At 71.2% G+C, this 14,840-nt stretch carries 12 protein-coding genes, 1 tRNA gene and 3 pseudogenes; 11 read left to right on the forward strand and 5 right to left on the reverse strand.

Features of this window, described 5'->3' with window-relative positions; translation table 11 throughout:
* Positions 1-196 precede the first annotated feature (196 nt).
* Positions 197-1,042, forward strand: coding sequence for an SGNH/GDSL hydrolase family protein (locus ACIP6N_RS03800; RefSeq protein ID WP_401812553.1), 846 nt, complete (start codon positions 197-199; stop codon positions 1,040-1,042).
* A gap of 54 nt (positions 1,043-1,096) precedes the next feature.
* Here the strand turns inward: ACIP6N_RS03800 and ACIP6N_RS03805 are convergent, their stop codons facing one another.
* Complete coding sequence (locus ACIP6N_RS03805) at positions 1,097-2,014, reverse strand: carbohydrate kinase family protein (protein WP_401812554.1); 918 nt, start codon at positions 2,012-2,014, stop codon at positions 1,097-1,099.
* 445 nt (positions 2,015-2,459) lie between these two features.
* Here ACIP6N_RS03805 and ACIP6N_RS03810 point away from each other — a divergent pair, with 445 nt between their 5' ends.
* From ACIP6N_RS03810 to ACIP6N_RS03845, 8 genes and pseudogenes are all read left to right on the forward strand, one after another.
* Positions 2,460-3,701: an MBL fold metallo-hydrolase gene (locus ACIP6N_RS03810; protein WP_401812556.1), complete on the forward strand. Its 1,242-nt coding sequence runs from the start codon at positions 2,460-2,462 to the stop codon at positions 3,699-3,701.
* Between the two features lie 154 nt (positions 3,702-3,855).
* Positions 3,856-4,104, forward strand: a pseudogene (locus ACIP6N_RS03815) (sugar isomerase); the annotation flags it as partial.
* 258 nt (positions 4,105-4,362) lie between these two features.
* Positions 4,363-6,372 (forward strand): sensor histidine kinase, encoded by a 2,010-nt coding sequence (locus ACIP6N_RS03820; protein WP_401812557.1) that lies wholly within the window; start codon positions 4,363-4,365, stop codon positions 6,370-6,372.
* A gap of 7 nt (positions 6,373-6,379) precedes the next feature.
* The gene (locus ACIP6N_RS03825) at positions 6,380-6,817 is read left to right on the forward strand and encodes a roadblock/LC7 domain-containing protein (RefSeq protein WP_401812559.1); all 438 of its coding nucleotides are present in this window, start codon (positions 6,380-6,382) and stop codon (positions 6,815-6,817) included.
* Positions 6,818-6,819: 2 nt separating this feature from the next.
* Positions 6,820-7,191, forward strand: a complete 372-nt coding sequence (locus ACIP6N_RS03830) for a DUF742 domain-containing protein (protein WP_401812561.1) — start codon at positions 6,820-6,822, stop codon at positions 7,189-7,191.
* The gene (locus ACIP6N_RS03835; RefSeq protein WP_401812562.1) at positions 7,169-7,867 is read left to right on the forward strand and encodes a GTP-binding protein; all 699 of its coding nucleotides are present in this window, start codon (positions 7,169-7,171) and stop codon (positions 7,865-7,867) included. Before ACIP6N_RS03830 ends, ACIP6N_RS03835 begins: the two co-directional genes overlap by 23 nt.
* A complete protein-coding gene (locus tag ACIP6N_RS03840; protein ID WP_401812564.1) occupies positions 7,857-8,387 on the forward strand; it encodes a GAF domain-containing protein in 531 nt (176 codons plus the stop codon). Before ACIP6N_RS03835 ends, ACIP6N_RS03840 begins: the two co-directional genes overlap by 11 nt.
* Positions 8,388-8,485: 98 nt before the next feature.
* Positions 8,486-9,445 (forward strand): alpha/beta fold hydrolase, encoded by a 960-nt coding sequence (locus ACIP6N_RS03845; protein ID WP_401812565.1) that lies wholly within the window; start codon positions 8,486-8,488, stop codon positions 9,443-9,445.
* 42 nt (positions 9,446-9,487) lie between these two features.
* Here the strand turns inward: ACIP6N_RS03845 and ACIP6N_RS03850 are convergent, their stop codons facing one another.
* On the reverse strand, positions 9,488-10,345 hold the full coding sequence (locus tag ACIP6N_RS03850; RefSeq protein WP_401812567.1) for an aldo/keto reductase: 858 nt from the start codon (positions 10,343-10,345) through the stop codon (positions 9,488-9,490).
* A 128-nt stretch (positions 10,346-10,473) separates the two neighbouring features.
* On the opposite strand from ACIP6N_RS03850, the gene ACIP6N_RS03855 reads away from it, so the two are divergent.
* Positions 10,474-11,388, forward strand: coding sequence for a LysR family transcriptional regulator (locus tag ACIP6N_RS03855; RefSeq protein ID WP_401812569.1), 915 nt, complete (start codon positions 10,474-10,476; stop codon positions 11,386-11,388).
* Positions 11,389-11,396: 8 nt separating this feature from the next.
* On the opposite strand, the gene ACIP6N_RS03860 is transcribed toward ACIP6N_RS03855, so the two are convergent.
* From ACIP6N_RS03860 to ACIP6N_RS03870, 3 genes and pseudogenes are all read right to left on the reverse strand, one after another.
* A complete protein-coding gene (locus ACIP6N_RS03860; protein WP_401812570.1) occupies positions 11,397-11,909 on the reverse strand; it encodes a DinB family protein in 513 nt (170 codons plus the stop codon).
* A gap of 139 nt (positions 11,910-12,048) precedes the next feature.
* Positions 12,049-12,944: pseudogene (locus tag ACIP6N_RS03865) on the reverse strand (transketolase family protein).
* 55 nt (positions 12,945-12,999) lie between these two features.
* Positions 13,000-13,711: pseudogene (locus tag ACIP6N_RS03870) on the reverse strand (transketolase).
* A gap of 145 nt (positions 13,712-13,856) precedes the next feature.
* Here ACIP6N_RS03870 and ACIP6N_RS03875 point away from each other — a divergent pair.
* Positions 13,857-13,933 (forward strand) — tRNA-Pro (locus tag ACIP6N_RS03875).
* Positions 13,934-14,840: the final 907 nt, after the last annotated feature.

The raw sequence follows: 14,840 nt of genomic DNA on the forward strand, positions 1-14,840 counted from the left end.
CGATCTCTGACGCCTGACGCCCGACGCCCGAAGCCCGGCGTCTGAACAGGCGAGGACAAGCCACCGCCCGGCAGCGGAAATGCCGGGCGGTGGCTATTCCCGTTTGGCCGAAACTTGACCGATGGTATATCTCACCCGCCGTCAACCCTTCCTTACGGTCGCGTAGGTCACACGCGCGGGAGCAAAATCCTCAGCTGTGTTCAACGATGAGAGATCAAGAAGAGAAGGCGTATTCGGGTCGTACGCGGCGATCGGCGACAGCTTCACCGAGGGAGTGGGCGACCCGGGACCCGACGGTCTCTATGTCGGCTGGGCCGACCGGCTCGCGGTCCTGCTCGCCGACCAACTGCCGGTCACCGGCGACCCGGCGCACAACACCGCGCACGGCGACGACACGGTGCACGGCGACTTCCGGTACGCCAATCTCGCCGTACGCGGCAGGCTCCTCGACCAGATCGTCGCCGAGCAGGTTCCGCGAGCGATGGAACTCGCACCGGACCTGGTGACCTTCTGCGCGGGCGGCAACGACATCATCCGCCCCGGCACCGACCCCGACGACGTCGCCGAGCGCCTGGAGCGCGCCGTCGCCGACCTCACCGGCGTCGTCGGCACGGTCATGGTGACCACCGGCTTCGACACCCGCGGCGTGCCCGTCCTGCGTCGTCTGCGCGGCAAGATCGCCACGTACACCGCCCATGTGCGGGCCATCGCCGACCGCTACGACTGCCCCGTCCTCGACCTCTGGTCGCTGAAGTCCGTGCAGGACCGGCGCGCCTGGGAGGGCGACCGGCTGCACCTGTCGCCCGAGGGGCACACCCGCGTGGCGCTGCGCGCCGCCCAGGTGCTCGGCGTCGACGTACCCGCGGACCCCGACCAGCCGTGGCCGCCGCTGCCGGCGCGCGGCACGTTCGAGGAGCGTCGCGACGACATCCACTGGGCCAGGGAGCATCTGGTGCCCTGGATCGGCCGGCGGCTGCGCGGCGAGTCGTCCGGTGACCACCGCGCGGCCAAGCGTCCCGATCTGCTGCCCCTGGAACACTGACGCCACCGCTGCCCGCGCCGGGCCGCCGCTCCCGGCGTCCGGCAGGGGCGCCGGTCAGACCGTGTGCGCGAGGAGGCCGTCGAGGCCGATCTGCGCCGCGCTGCCCTCGCCGGTGCACGCGTACGCGCCCGCCAGCGCCCCGAGCCGCGCGCACTCCTCCAGGTCCCGGCCCGCGAGCCTCCCGTAGAGGAAACCGCAGAGGTACGCGTCCCCCGCGCCGTTGGAGTCCACGACGGGGCCCGGCGGGACGGTCGCCTGAATCGGACGGGGCGTACGGCTGCCCTCCCGTTCCATCAGGTACGAGCCTCCTGCGCCCGCGGTCGCGATGACCGCCTCGGCCCGGCCCTCGCGCAGAATCTCCCGCATCACGGACGCGATGCGCCCGCTGGCCCCGGAGGCGCTGAGGAACACCAGGTCCGAGCGGAGCGCGAACTCCCTGTGGTGGTCGGTGAGTCCGTCCCAGTCGTGCAGATCCGTCGAGACCGGCACACCAAGCTCCGCGATGTCGTCGTAGAGGAACCGGGCGAAGTCCGTGATGGACAGATGGACATGACGGGTACGCCGGAGATGCGGCAGATAGAACTCGCGCGGCATCCGCAGCCCCTCCGGGTCGCGGGCGTCGTGGAAGGACATCCTGCGGCCCGTCCTGTCGACGAGATTGACCGCGCGCCGCGTCCCCGCCGGGGAGATCAGCGTCTCGAAGTCCACCCCGCCCTCGGTCAGCCGGTCGCGGACCTGCTCACCGGTCCAGTCGTCGCCGATGAAGTCGAGGAATTTGACGGACAGGCCGAGCGCCGTCAGACCGAGCGCCACATTGCCACCGGTGTGTCCCGGCGATTCGAGGATCGGTGCCACACCGACCGAGTCGGCCAGCGGCACCGGCAGCGAGTCGACGCGGACGACGGTGTCCACTCCGCTGCCTCCGACGACCAGCACATCGTGATCGGACGGGTCGTTCTCCTGCTGTGCCACAGTCTCCCCTTGTGTCGCGGTCGTTCACGGTAACCACCCAGAATTTCCGGTGCGTTGAGGATCTGGGCCCTGGGCCTGCCTCGCACTCTCGCCGCGCTGCCACCTTACTCAGCCGTCTCACCGCCCCCGGCCGTCCCTGACGGATCAGCCGTCCCGCGCGTGGTCACGAGCCGCCGAACGGCCGGTCGGGGGCTCCGGGACTCCCGGTCTCCCGGTCTCCGGGACCGCGTGTGTCCGGCTGATCGGCGGGGTGCCCCGTACGGGGAGTGACTGACGGTGTCCCGTACGGGAGTGACAGGGAACCTGTGGGGCAGCAGTGACGTTGTCCGTGCGTGCACACGACAGGTCCGCTGTGCCGGAGACGTACCGCTGATGGCGGACTCGAACCGCACCGTTGTACGACCCCGGCCATAATGGGGACGACACCGAACCTCCAGGAGGTGCCGTGACAGGCGCTGGCTCCCCCCACTCGTTGCGCTCCCGGCTGCGCTCGCTGCGGCCCGCCCCTTTCGGGGCCGACTCGGCGGGAAAGCGGCTGGAGCGGATCCATCGCTCGCCCAACTTCGCCGACGGGGTGTTCCAGAACCCGGTGGGGGCGAGGACCCGGCCGTCCGGCGGTTCAGGACTTGAGCTGGCCAAGGTCTACGTCGACAAGGAGTCGCGCGCCCGGCGGGGCCCCGCGGGCACCATTCCCGTGTACCCCACCACGCTCGCCGACATCGCCGAGCCCCCGGCCTCCGGGCTCCGGCTCACCTGGATGGGCCATTCAAGCGTGCTCGCGGAGATCGACGGCCGGCGCGTGCTCTTCGACCCGGTGTGGGGCGAGCGCTGTTCGCCGTTCGCCTTCGCGGGGCCGAAGCGGCTGCACCCCACCCCCGTACCGCTCGCGTCGCTGGGCTCCGTCGATGTCGTGGTCATCTCCCACGACCACTACGACCACCTCGATCTCCCCACGATCAAGGCGCTCGCCACCACGGACACGGTCTTCGCCGTGCCGCTGGGTGTCGGCGCGCACCTGGAGAGCTGGGGGGTGCCCGCCTCGCGCCTGCGCGAACTGGACTGGAACGAGTCCACGGAGGTCGGTGACCTCCGGCTGACCGCCACCCCCGCCCGGCACTTCTGCGGCCGCGGCCTGCGCAACCAGCAGCACACGCTCTGGGCGTCCTGGGCGGTACGGGGGCCCGAGCACCGGATCTACCACAGCGGCGACACGGGCTACTTCCCCGGCTTCAAGGACATCGGCGCCGAGCACGGCCCCTTCGACGCCACCATGATCCAGATCGGTGCGTACAGCGAGCACTGGCCGGACATCCACATGACGCCGGCCGAGGGCATGCGCGCTCATCTCGACCTCCAGGGCGGCAGGCCGTCGGGTGTGATGCTGCCGATCCACTGGGGCACGTTCAACCTGGCGCCGCACCCGTGGGCCGAGCCGGGCGAGGGCACGCTCGCGGCCGGCGCGGAAGCGGGCGCCGCGCTGGCGCTGCCGATCCCCGGCGAGCCCTTCGAACCCACCGGCGACGCCGTCCCGGCCACCCCGTGGTGGCGCCCGGTCGCGACCGCGCCCCCCGGCGGCTGGCCCGCCACCCCGGGCGTCGCGGTCCACGAGATCGTCGGCGGCGGCCCGGACGCGAGCCCGGGTGCCGGAAAACCGGGGGAGACGGCCGACACCGCCACACCCGCGTAACCCACCGCCGCGAGCCGGCCGCCCCGAACACCGGGACGGCCGGCTCGCGCCGTTCCGAAGCCCGTCACCGTCTCGTTCACCGGACAGAGCCCTGCCTGCCCTCGCGGCTCTGACATCAGAAACACGCATCGGTTCCGGGGAATTGGAGACGCGTATGACGCATGTGGAGACGGAACTGGCCAGTCAGCCCGAATGCTGGGAACGGGCCGCGGAGCTGGCCGGTGGTCTGCGGGACGAGTTGCCCGCGCCCGGGGAGCGTACGGCCGTGGTCGGCTGTGGCACCTCGCTGTTCATGGCTCGCGCCTACGCCGCGCTGCGAGAAGGCGCCGGCCTCGGTGAGACCGACGCCTTCGCCGCCTCCGAGTTCCCCGCCGGAAGCCGCTACGACCGGATCGTGGCGCTGCGTGTGGGGCGGCCGTCCCGTCGTCAGCGCATGCGCCATTTCGGGCAGATGTGCGAGGGCTCATACCAGAGCGGGACGCTTTAGGGGCAACTTCGTCAACTGCCCTCCACGTGCGACCGTTCGGCGCCTACCGTGTGTGTTCGGAGAGCAACGGAGGGCTAAGGACCTGTGCGGCATGCGTACAAACCCGCCGCTGCGCCACAGCACTCACTCCCGCATGGTGCCGCACTCCCGGGGCCCCACGTACCGAGGACACTGATGTCTCAACTTCGCGCACCCGCCGCGCGGCCGGAACGCCGCGAGGGCGGGCGGCACGGCAGGCCGGGCAGCCGCCCGCTGTCATCCGCGGCCCGCAGCGTCGGCAAGTCCGCCGGCCGGCTCACGGACACCCCCTCGGGCAGGCCCCCGGGCAGGCCGACGCCCGGAGGACCGGACGCACCGGCCCCGCCCGACGCGCGCATACGTCCGCAGCTTCTGCGCGCGGCCGTCCTGCCCGCCATAGTCGCGGCGCTGAGCGGCGCCGCCGCCGTGGTGCTCGTCCTGCGGTCCACCGGAGTGGAACCGACCGCCGGAGCGTGGTGCGGCCTCACCGGCATGGCGCTGCTCGCCTTCGCCGCCGTCGCGGTCGCCGCGCTCGGAGCGGAACGCGCCGTCAGGTCCGTACTGGACCGGGGCAACGCGCTGCGCCGCGCCAACGCGCGCCACCAGGCCGAACTGCGCGCCGTCGTCGAACAGCTCAGACGCGGTGAGCGGCTGCCCGCGCGCCGGACACCGCCCCCGGTGGCCGCGGCCGGAGACGAACTCGACCTGCTCGCCCGGGAGCTGGGCCGGACGCACGAAGCGTCCGTCGCCGCCGTGGTGCAGGCGTCCCAGCTCTCCAGCAGCGTGGGAAACGAACAGAAGGTGGAGGTCTTCGTCAATCTGGCCCGGCGGCTCCAGTCCCTGGTGCACCGGGAGATCCAGCTGCTGGACGACCTGGAGAGCGAGGTGGAGGACCCCGAACTGCTGAAGGGGCTCTTCCACGTCGACCATCTCGCCACCCGGATCCGCAGGCACGCGGAGAACCTCGCGGTGCTCGGCGGTGCCATCTCCCGCCGCCAGTGGAGCAATCCGGTCTCGATGACGGAGGTCCTGCGCTCGGCCATCGCCGAGGTCGAGCAGTACCCGCGGATCAAGCTCGTGCCGCCGATCGACGGCACACTGCGCGGCCACGCCGTCGCCGACGTCATCCACCTGCTGGCCGAACTGGTCGAGAACGCCACGCTGTTCTCGTCGCCGCACACCACTGTGCTGCTGCGGGTCCAGCACGTCACGGCCGGGCTCGCCATCGAGGTGGAGGACCGCGGCCTCGGTATGCCCGCCGACGAGCGGAAGAAGATGAACGCGCTGCTCGCGGACCCGGACCAGGTCAACGTCGCCCACCTGCTCCAGGACGGGCGCATCGGCCTCTTCGTGGTCTCGGCGCTGGCACGCAGACACGGCATCGCGGTCCGCCTCCAGCCGAACATCTACGGAGGCGTCCAGGCCGTACTCGTCCTGCCGCAGGCGCTGCTCGGCGCGGACCAGGCCGCCGCCGGCGGCCAGGGGGCGCCGGCCGCACCGGCCCCCGTCCCCGCACAGCAGCCGCCCGGCCCGCAGCAGGCCCCTCATCCACAGCAGGTTCAGGCTCCGCAGCAAGTCCAGGCCCCGCAGCAGACTCCGCACCGGACGGCCCCTCAACAGGCCGCGGCTCAGCCGCAGTACGGGGCCGGCCCCGCCTCCGCCGGAGTCGGCCCGCTCCCCATGCGCGGCCGGCACACCGGTCGGCCCACCCCCGCCGCCGCGCGGCCCGGTGTCACCCACGGCGCGCCCGCGCGGATCACCACGGCCGAACAGGCCCATGCTCCGGCGCTTGCCAGCGGCGACAGCCCACCGGACAGTCCGGCGGGCGGCCCCGCGGAAGACGCCATGAACAGACCGCTACTGCCCAAGCGCCGGGGCCTGGAACACCTGGCCCCGCAGTTGCGGGACGCGCCCGCCCCGCTGCCCACCGACGTGGAGCCCGTGCTGCACGACCCCGGTCTGATGGCGGCCTTCCGGCGGGGCATCGGCCTCGCTGAGTCCCAGGAGGACCTGCTGCCTCAGGAGGTCCTGCTGCCTCAGGAGGTCCTGCTGTCGCAGGAAGGCCCGCTGTCGCAGGAGGTCCTGCTGTCCCAGGAGGACCCGCTGTCGCAGCCGCCCCCGGAGCAGCGGGAACAGCAGCGCCACGACACCACCCCCAAGGAGTAGATACATCATGGCGAGCGATGCGCCGACCGGCCATGTCTCGGACCTCGACTGGCTGATGAGCGGTCTGGTCCAGCGAGTCCCGTACACCCGCAGCGCGGTGCTGCTCTCCGCCGACGGCCTGGTGAGATCCGTACACGGCCTGGACACCGACAGCGCCGACCACATGGCCGCTCTCGCCTCCGGGCTCTACTCCCTCGGGCGCAGCGCGGGGGTGCGGTTCGGGGACGGCGGTGAGGTGCGCCAGGTCGTGGTCGAACTCGACTCGACGCTGCTCTTCGTCTCCACGGCCGGCTCGGGCACCTGCCTCGCGGTACTCGCGGGGCGTGAGGCGGACGCCGCCGTCCTCGGCTACGAGATGGCGATGCTGGTCAAGAGCGTACGGCCGTATCTGAGCACTCCGCTCCGGCAGGCGGCGGGCACCGCGCAGAGTGCCGCGGGACGGTGAGGGTGTCGGCCCCGACAGACGGGCCATGGCTCGACGACGCGGCGGGGCGGCTCATCCGCCCGTACACGGTGAGTGGCGGGCGGACGCGGCCCACCACCGCGATGGACCTGCTGACCCTGGTGATGTCCACAGGCACCGCGCCCCAGGCGTATCTCGGCCCGGAACACGCGGAAGCCCTCGGGCTCTGCCAGGGACCCACCTCGGTCGCGGAGGTCGCGGCCTGTCTGCGGCTCCCCGCCACGGTCACCAAAGTGCTGCTCTCCGACCTGATGGACTGCGGAGCGATCACCGCGCGACCGCCCGACAGCTTCCACAACCCCACCGACCGTTTCCTGCTGGAGGCAGTGCTCGATGGTTTACGACGACAGCTCTGAACCCTTCACGTCCGAACCCGCCCTGTCCGAAACCGTATGGGGCGAACCCGCCCAGTCCGAACCGGCTTCGTCAGGTCCTGTTCCGTCCGGTCCTGTCTCGTCCACACCCTTCCCGACCGCGCTGAAGATCCTGGTGGCCGGCGGTTTCGGGGTCGGCAAGACGACCTTCGTGGGAGCGGTCAGTGAGATCGCTCCACTGAGTACGGAGGAGTTGCTGACACAAGTCAGCTCGGCCACAGACGACTTGACCGGTATCGAGGCCAAGACCTCAACCACGGTAGCCATGGACTTCGGCCGGATAACTCTCGACGAGCGGCACGTTCTCTATCTCTTCGGCACGCCGGGACAGCAGCGCTTCTGGTTCATGTGGGACGAGTTGTCGCGCGGCGCGCTCGGCGCGATCATCCTCGCCGACACCCGGCGGCTCGAATACGCCTTCTCCGCAGTGGACTTCTTCGAGCAGCGCGGCATCGGATTCGTCGTCGCCGTCAACGAGTTCGACGGCTCGTACCGCTATGCCCCCGAGGAGGTACGGGCCGCGATCGACCTCAAACCCGAGGTGCCCATCGTGCTCTGCGACGCCCGGATCGCCAGCTCCGGAATCCAGACGCTGGTCACGCTCGTCCAGCATCTGCTCACCACTTCACCGGCACCCGAGCGCGCGCATGACGTATGACCCCATCGGCAGGCTGCTGCTCACCCCCGTCGACCAGGACGCGCCGGAGCGGGTGCGGCGGCTGCGCCTGCTCGGCCTGGGCGAGCGGCCCGAGCCCGCCTTCGACGCGGTCGCGCGGCAGCTCGCGGAGCTGACGGGGGCACCGTACGCGATGGTCAACTTCATAGACGAGCAACGGCAGTTCTTCGCCGGGCTGTACGCCCCGCCGGGCGGCGGGGCCGCGCGGTCCATGGCCCGCGACCACGGCTACTGCCCGCATGTGGTGGTACGCCGGAAGGCACTGGTCCTGGAGGACGTACGGGACTTCCCCCGGTTCGCGGGCAATCCGCTGGTGGACGCTGCCGGGATCCGCTCCTACCTCGGCGCGCCGCTCATCGACCGCACGGGCCTGGCGCTCGGCACGGTCTGTGTCGCCGACACCGAGCCCCGGCACTGGGGGCGGGCGGGTCTGGACACCATCAAGTCGTTCGCGGCGGAGCTGATCCGGCAGATTCACCACAGCGAGGACGGCCTCATCTGACGGGCCCTGTCGGCCGGACAGGGACTGCGGGCATGAGTGGCGGAGGACGGGGGAGTCGGGGCTACAGGCCCCGACACCGAACCGGAAGGCGCCGCCTGATGACCGAGTACCGCCCAGGGCTCCTGCACGCCCACGACGGAGTCCAGATCGCCACGTACACCTGGCTGCCCGAGAACGGCAGGCCGCGCGCGCTGGTGCAGATCGCCCACGGCGAGGGCGAACACGCTCTGCGTTACGACGGGTTCGCGCAGCATCTGGTGGCCAGGGGGTACGGAGTGCTCGCGACCGATCACCGCGGGCACGGGGCCACGGCCCAGTACACCGGTGGGTACGGCGTCGCGGAAGCCGGGGCCGGGGACGACGCCAACGGCGCTGCGGGCAGAGGAAGTTGGCGGGCGATCGTTGAGGATCTGAAGACCGCAGGCGATCAGGCGCGCACTCTCCACCCGGGCGTGCCCGTGGTGCTGCTCGGCCACAGCCTGGGCTCCATGCTCGCCCGCGACTACGCACAGGAGTACTCCGACGGACTGGCCGGGCTCATCCTCACCGGCACGTTCCGCACCCTGCCCGGCGTGGACATCGAGCAGGCCGTCGACCGGCTGGAGCGGGAGTGCGCGGAAGCGGGACGCGCCGCGCCGAGCACGTACTTCTCCGAACTCTTCGGTACCTTCAACGACCCGTTCCCGTACCGCACCGGCTTCGAGTGGCTCTCCCGCGACGAGTCGCAGGTCGACGCGTATGTAGTGGACGAGCGGTGCGGTTTCCCGCTCAGCGCCGGTCTCGCCCTGGACTGGGTACGCGCCATCCGCAAGATCAACGATCCGCGCAACCTCGTCAGGATCCCCGTCGACCTGCCGGTCCACATCGCGGTCGGCGCGAACGACCCGTGCAATCTGTGGCTGACCCTGCTGTACGAACTGCTCGAGGATTTCCGCTACATCGGCACCGAGGACCTGACCTGGCGGAGCTACCCCGGCGCCCGTCACGAACTCCTCAACGAGACCAACCGCATCGGGGTGCGGGAAGATCTCACCGGCTGGCTCGACCGACACGTCTGAGAGGTGCCGGCCGAGCCGTTGGGCGGAGAGGGAATTCCGGCGTCAGGCTGCGTCCAGCTCCGCCAACTCGTCGGCCGAGAGCACCAGTTCGGTGGCAGAGACCGACGAGCGGATGGTCTCGGGACGGCTGGAGCCGGGAATCGGCACCATCACCGGTGACTTCGCGAGCAGCCAGGCCAGGCACACCTCCTGCGGGCTCACGCCGTGGGCCCCGGCCACCTTGGCGAACGGCGCGAAGGTGCTGCCGAACCCGGCGGCCTTCGTGATGCCGCCGAACGGGCTCCACGGCAGGAACGCGATACCCAGCTCCTCGCACAGCTCCAACTCCGGCTCGCTGGAACGGAACGCGGGCGAGAACTGGTTCTGCACGGACGCGAGTCGGCCGCCGAGGATGTCGTTGGTGACCCTGATCTGCTCCGGGTTCGCGTTGGAGGTACCGGCCCGCTGGATCTTGCCCTCGTCGAGCAGATCGCGGATCGCGCCGATGGACTCCTCGTACGGCACCTTCGGGTCCGGACGGTGGAACTGGTAGAGGCCGATCGCCTCGACACCGAGCCGGCTGAGCGACGCCTCGCACGCGGCCTTCAGGTGCTCGGGCGAGCCGTCCAGCGTCCAGGTGCCGTCGGCGAGGCGCAGATGGCCGCCCTTGGTGGCCACCAGCACCTCCGAGCTGTCACTGCGGGACGCCAGCGCCTTGGCGATCAGGGCCTCGTTGTGGCCGTGCTCCCCGCCGTTGAGCGAGTACGCGTCCGCCGTGTCGATCAGCGTCACTCCGGCGTCGATCGCCGCGTGGATGGTGGCGAGGGAACGGGACTCGTCCGGCCTCCCCTCGATCGACATCGGCATGGCGCCCAGACCGATGGCGCTGACCTCGGCGGTCCCGATGCGGCGAGTCTTCATGGTGATGACGCGTCCTTCCTGCTGAGAAGTCCCACCGGTTCCGGCGCGACGTCTCCCACCCTGGCCGCAGTCGGGCGGGGAGTCCAATAGAAGAAAGCGAACGCATTGAGCAATTATCCTTCTCAATCATGGAACTTCGGCACCTTGAGTACTTCGTCGCCGTGGCAGAGGAACGCCACTTCACCCGGGCCGCCCAGCGGCTGATGGTCTCGCAGTCCGGGCTCTCCGCGTCCGTACGCGCTCTGGAACGCGAGCTGGGCGCACGCCTGTTCGTCCGTACGACCCGCAGGGTCGAACTGACCGGCGCGGGCACGGCGTTGCTGGCCGAGGCGTCCCGAGCGCTGGCGAGCGTACGAGCGGCCAAGGAGGCGGTCGCGGCGGTGCAGGGGCTGCTCAGGGGGGAGTTGGCGGTGGGCGCCGAACAGTGCGTCGCCGGCGTTCATGTGCCGGCCCTGCTGGCCAGGTTCAGGGCCGAGCACCCGGAGGTAGAGGTGCGGCTGCGGCAGGCCGGGTCCGCCGCGCTCGTCGAGGACGTGGCTGCCGGCCGGCTGGATCTGGCGTTCGTCGCGGTGTGCGGCGGTGTGCCGGAAGGCGTCAGGCTGGTCCCGCTGGCCCGCGAGCCGATGGTGTTGCTCTGCCACCCCGATCACCCGCTCGCCGGTGCGGAGAAGGCGGAATGGGCCGCTCTCGGCGATGAGGTCTTCGTGGATTTCCAGGCGGACTGGGGAGCCCGCCGTGTCACCGACCAGGCGTTCGCCGCCGCCCGTACGGAACGCCGGGTCGCGCTGGAGGTCAACGACGTACACAGTCTGATCGAGCTGATCGGCCATGGGCTCGGCATCGCCGTCGTGCCGCGTCCGGTGGCCTGCAAGGAACAGGCTGCGGCCCTGTGCACGGTGCCGCTGGTCGGTGCGGACGACTGCCTCTGGGAGGCCTTCGTGGCCCTCCCCGAGGACCAGCGGACCGGTCCGGCGGCCCGGGAACTGCTCTCGTATCTGCCGGACACGACGCCGCCCGCGCGCACGGATGCGTCGGCCGGCTGAGCCCGCGGTCACTGCCGCTCCAGGAACCCTCGGACGAAAGCCGCCTGGCCGGCGTGCTGGAGGTCGTCGGAGACGACGCTGACGAGCCGTACACCCAGCGTGACGGCCGGCGTCCACGCGTCGTCCACGACGCGCGCGTAATCCGCGTCCTTCAGCGTCGCCAGATACGCGACGGTGCGGTCGTGCACGGCGTCGTGGTACTCCACCAGCAGCTCGCCGGAGACATCGCCGAGCGCGGCCACATCGCGCGGGGAGTGCCCGTAACCGGTCGCTCCGGGCTTGAACGGCAGCCCGAACCGCTCCGCCCAGTCCCCCTCCAGCCACACCTGCTCGCTCCCGGCCGCGTCGGCGACGTGATCGTCCTGGATCCGGGTGAGATGCCAGACGAGCCACGCGACCGAGTTCGCGCCGTCGTCCGGACGGGCCGCGAGATCTTCGGGTCCGAGCCCCTCGACCGTGTCGTGGACGACCTCACTGATGCGGTCGAAGGCGTCGATGAGCAGGTCACCGCTTACGGACATGGCTGGCTTCCTTCCCTGCTACGGCTGCGTACGTCACGACCAGGGTCCCCCGTGGCGCCCCGTGATGCCCGGCGAGATCAGGCCGGAGAGGGGCATCCGGCCGGGTGACGCAGGCCGGATGCCCTGGGGACAGCGGAGATCAGCGCGGCAGGAACGCGGAGATCCGTCCGCGCAGCGAGCGCGCGTCCAGGCCCTGCGCGGCCAGGTGCTCATCGAGTTCGCCGTACGTGCGCAGCTCACGCCGGGCCGAGCCCGAGCACCCGGTGGGCGCTGTCGGCCGGCGCGTCGTTCGCGGCGGCTGTGGAGGTCCCGGCGGGATACGGCTCGACCAGCACGACGTCCGCCGCGTCCGCGCGCCCGGCCGCCGAGCGCAGCGCGGCGCCGTCGAAGGGCCGCACGGTCGTGGCGTACAGGACCGTCGTGTCCAGCCCCTCGGTCGCCGCGAGAACGTTGTCCAGCATCCGCCCGACGGCGATCACGACCCCGGCGCGGCCCTCCCGGACGGTCAGAAACCCGGCCCCGGTCACCGGACGCGGCGCGTCGTTGCTCTGCGGGGACAGCCGTACGTAGTCCCTGCCGTCCCCGGCGGCGGCGCGGCGCAGCACCGCCTCCGCCTCGTCCGGGTGACCGGGTACGTGGATCCGCCAGCCGTCCAGGGTGTCCATCAGCGCGACATCGCCGGGCGGCATATGGGTGATACCGGCCGCCGGCCAGTCGTACGAAGCCCCCGCGCTCACCAGCACCCCGCCCACCCCCTGATGGCCGAAGTCCAGCTTGACCTGCTCGAAGGGGCGGCTCGACGAGGAAACCCGCGAAGGTGTGCACGATCGGCCGGAGCCCGGTGAGGGCGATCCCGCCGCCGACGCCGACCAGCAGTTGTTCGCGGATCCCGACATTGATCACCCGGTCCGGATGGGCGCGTCTCGCCGCGCCGAAGCCGTCCGCGCTGATGTCCGCCAGGACGAGCGCGAGCCGTGGATCCTCGTCAAGCAGCCGGGACGTGGTCGAGATGAAGCGGTCACGCATGGTGTCCATGAAAGAAGTGCCTCTCTCCGGTCGTCTCAGGACATGGGCCGGGCCAGGACATGGCTCAGGATTTGGGCTCGACACGGGCGACGACCGCGCGCGTCCGGCCCGGATGGGGCGTGGTGAACGCCGCGTACAGGGCGTCGTGATCCCGTCCGTCGACACTCGCCGCGGACCAGCCGGCTGCCTCGAACCGGGAAGCGATGCCGCCCGGCCGGCCGTGGGTCGCGGAGGTGTTGTCGATCACCAGCGTGTGCAGCTGTTCGAGTCCGGCGGGTCCGGCGAACGCGATCACCTCATGATGCTCCCCTCGTCGAGTTCGGCGTCGCCGATCAGCACCCACACGCTTGGCCCGGTGATCCCCTGGGCCCGCAGCCCGAGCGCGCTGCCCACGGCCAGTGGCAGCCCGTGCCCGAGCGAACCGCTGCCGATCTCCACCCCGGGCAGCAGGGTCCTGTCGGGGTGGTACCGAGGGGCGACCCGTACGTACCGAAGCCGCCGAGCAGCGACTCGTCGAGGAACCCCTTGGCGGCGAGGACGGCGTAGTACGCCATCGGGCCGTGCCCCTTCGACAGCAGGAAGCGGTCGCGGTCCGGGGCCCCTGCGGTCTCGGGGGACACCCGCAGCACTCGGTCGTAGAGCACCCAGAGCGCGTCCAGGGTGGAGGTGGCGGCGGAATCGTGCTTCTCGTCGCCCGTCATCAGGGCCATCAGCCGATGAAGGTCCCGGTAACCCGGCCGGGCCATGCCGGAGGTCGCGGAAGATGTCGTCGTCATGAAAACCAGCCCGCAACCTCAACCGGACTTCAGGTCAACACCTCCTGTGCCCGTTCCCGCGCACAGCGGTTCGTGACCAGTGACCCAAGTGCGGTAGAGTTCTCATGCACGTTCGGCCAGGGAAAACCCCAGGTCACACGGGCATCGGGACGTGGCGCAGCTTGGTAGCGCACTTGACTGGGGGTCAAGGGGTCGCAGGTTCAAATCCTGTCGTCCCGACCAGCGTTTTCGCAGGTCGCAGGCGGTATCGGAGAAATCCGGTACCGCCTTTTCCGATTTCTTGGGGGCCAATCGGTCCAGCGCCCGCGTCCGGCGATCCTGCGCAGGACAGGGGCGGGGGCGCCGCCCGGTGTCGACGGCCGGACCGGTGCCATGGTCGGACTGGCCCGCCCAGCAGAAGTGGAAACGACAACCTTCTCGACGAGGCCGAGGCGCGCGCCGAGATCCTGGCCAACCTGTGGCAGGTCGAGCCCAAGCCACCGCAAATCCTGCGGGACGACGGGGCCACGGTGCTGCCCTGGGCCTACATCGAGGGCGGCGGCGCCATGCTGTACTGGGTGCGCCGGCCCGGGCAGAATCCGGCGGAGTGAACCACCCTGTTCAACGAGGGCCGGGGCCCGGAATGGGCAAATCATCCCCAGGCCTGTGCGCACTTCCTCCTCTCCGTTCTCACCGGAGAATCCGCCACGATCTACTTCGACGAATTTCCCCCTGAAACGCACCTGTTCGAGTCGAACGACAAGTACCTGTAAATCGGGGAGGGATTTGTCGGACGAGCGCGGCCAGTTGGACGGACCGCAAAGGATGCGCGCCCCCGCCGCCTGTGCTCCTCGCGTCGGGAAGCTGCTCCTCGCCCGGGACCGGCGGGACGGCTGCCGATCTGGCGGCGGGCCGACACCTCCCCCGCGCGGTCCGCTCGGCATGCGCCTTGACAGCCGCGCGACCGGGAGCGGTTGCGGTACGGGCCCCCGTGCGCCCGGATCGCGGCGGCGGACGCAGACGCGGCGTGGGGGGCCCCCCCCCCCGGGGGGGGCCCCCCCCCCCGGGGGGGGCCCCCCCCCCCCCCGGCGGGCGCCCCCCGGGGGGGGGGGGGGGGGCAGGTGAGGGGGCACCTCCTGGGAGTGGTGCC

The sequence above is a fragment of the Streptomyces sp. NPDC088725 genome, assembly GCF_044751305.1.
Lineage (GTDB): Bacteria > Actinomycetota > Actinomycetes > Streptomycetales > Streptomycetaceae > Streptomyces.

Coding starts and splice junctions, on each gene's coding strand:
- ACIP6N_RS03820 (WP_401812557.1), top strand. CDS start 4,363: ATGTCTCAACTTCGCGCACCCGCCGCGCGGCCGGAACGCCGCGAGGGC.
- ACIP6N_RS03825 (WP_401812559.1), top strand. CDS start 6,380: ATGGCGAGCGATGCGCCGACCGGCCATGTCTCGGACCTCGACTGGCTG.
- ACIP6N_RS03835 (WP_401812562.1), top strand. CDS start 7,169: ATGGTTTACGACGACAGCTCTGAACCCTTCACGTCCGAACCCGCCCTG.
- ACIP6N_RS03840 (WP_401812564.1), top strand. CDS start 7,857: ATGACGTATGACCCCATCGGCAGGCTGCTGCTCACCCCCGTCGACCAG.
- ACIP6N_RS03845 (WP_401812565.1), top strand. CDS start 8,486: ATGACCGAGTACCGCCCAGGGCTCCTGCACGCCCACGACGGAGTCCAG.
- ACIP6N_RS03850 (WP_401812567.1), bottom strand. CDS start 10,345: ATGAAGACTCGCCGCATCGGGACCGCCGAGGTCAGCGCCATCGGTCTG.
- ACIP6N_RS03855 (WP_401812569.1), top strand. CDS start 10,474: ATGGAACTTCGGCACCTTGAGTACTTCGTCGCCGTGGCAGAGGAACGC.
- ACIP6N_RS03860 (WP_401812570.1), bottom strand. CDS start 11,909: ATGTCCGTAAGCGGTGACCTGCTCATCGACGCCTTCGACCGCATCAGT.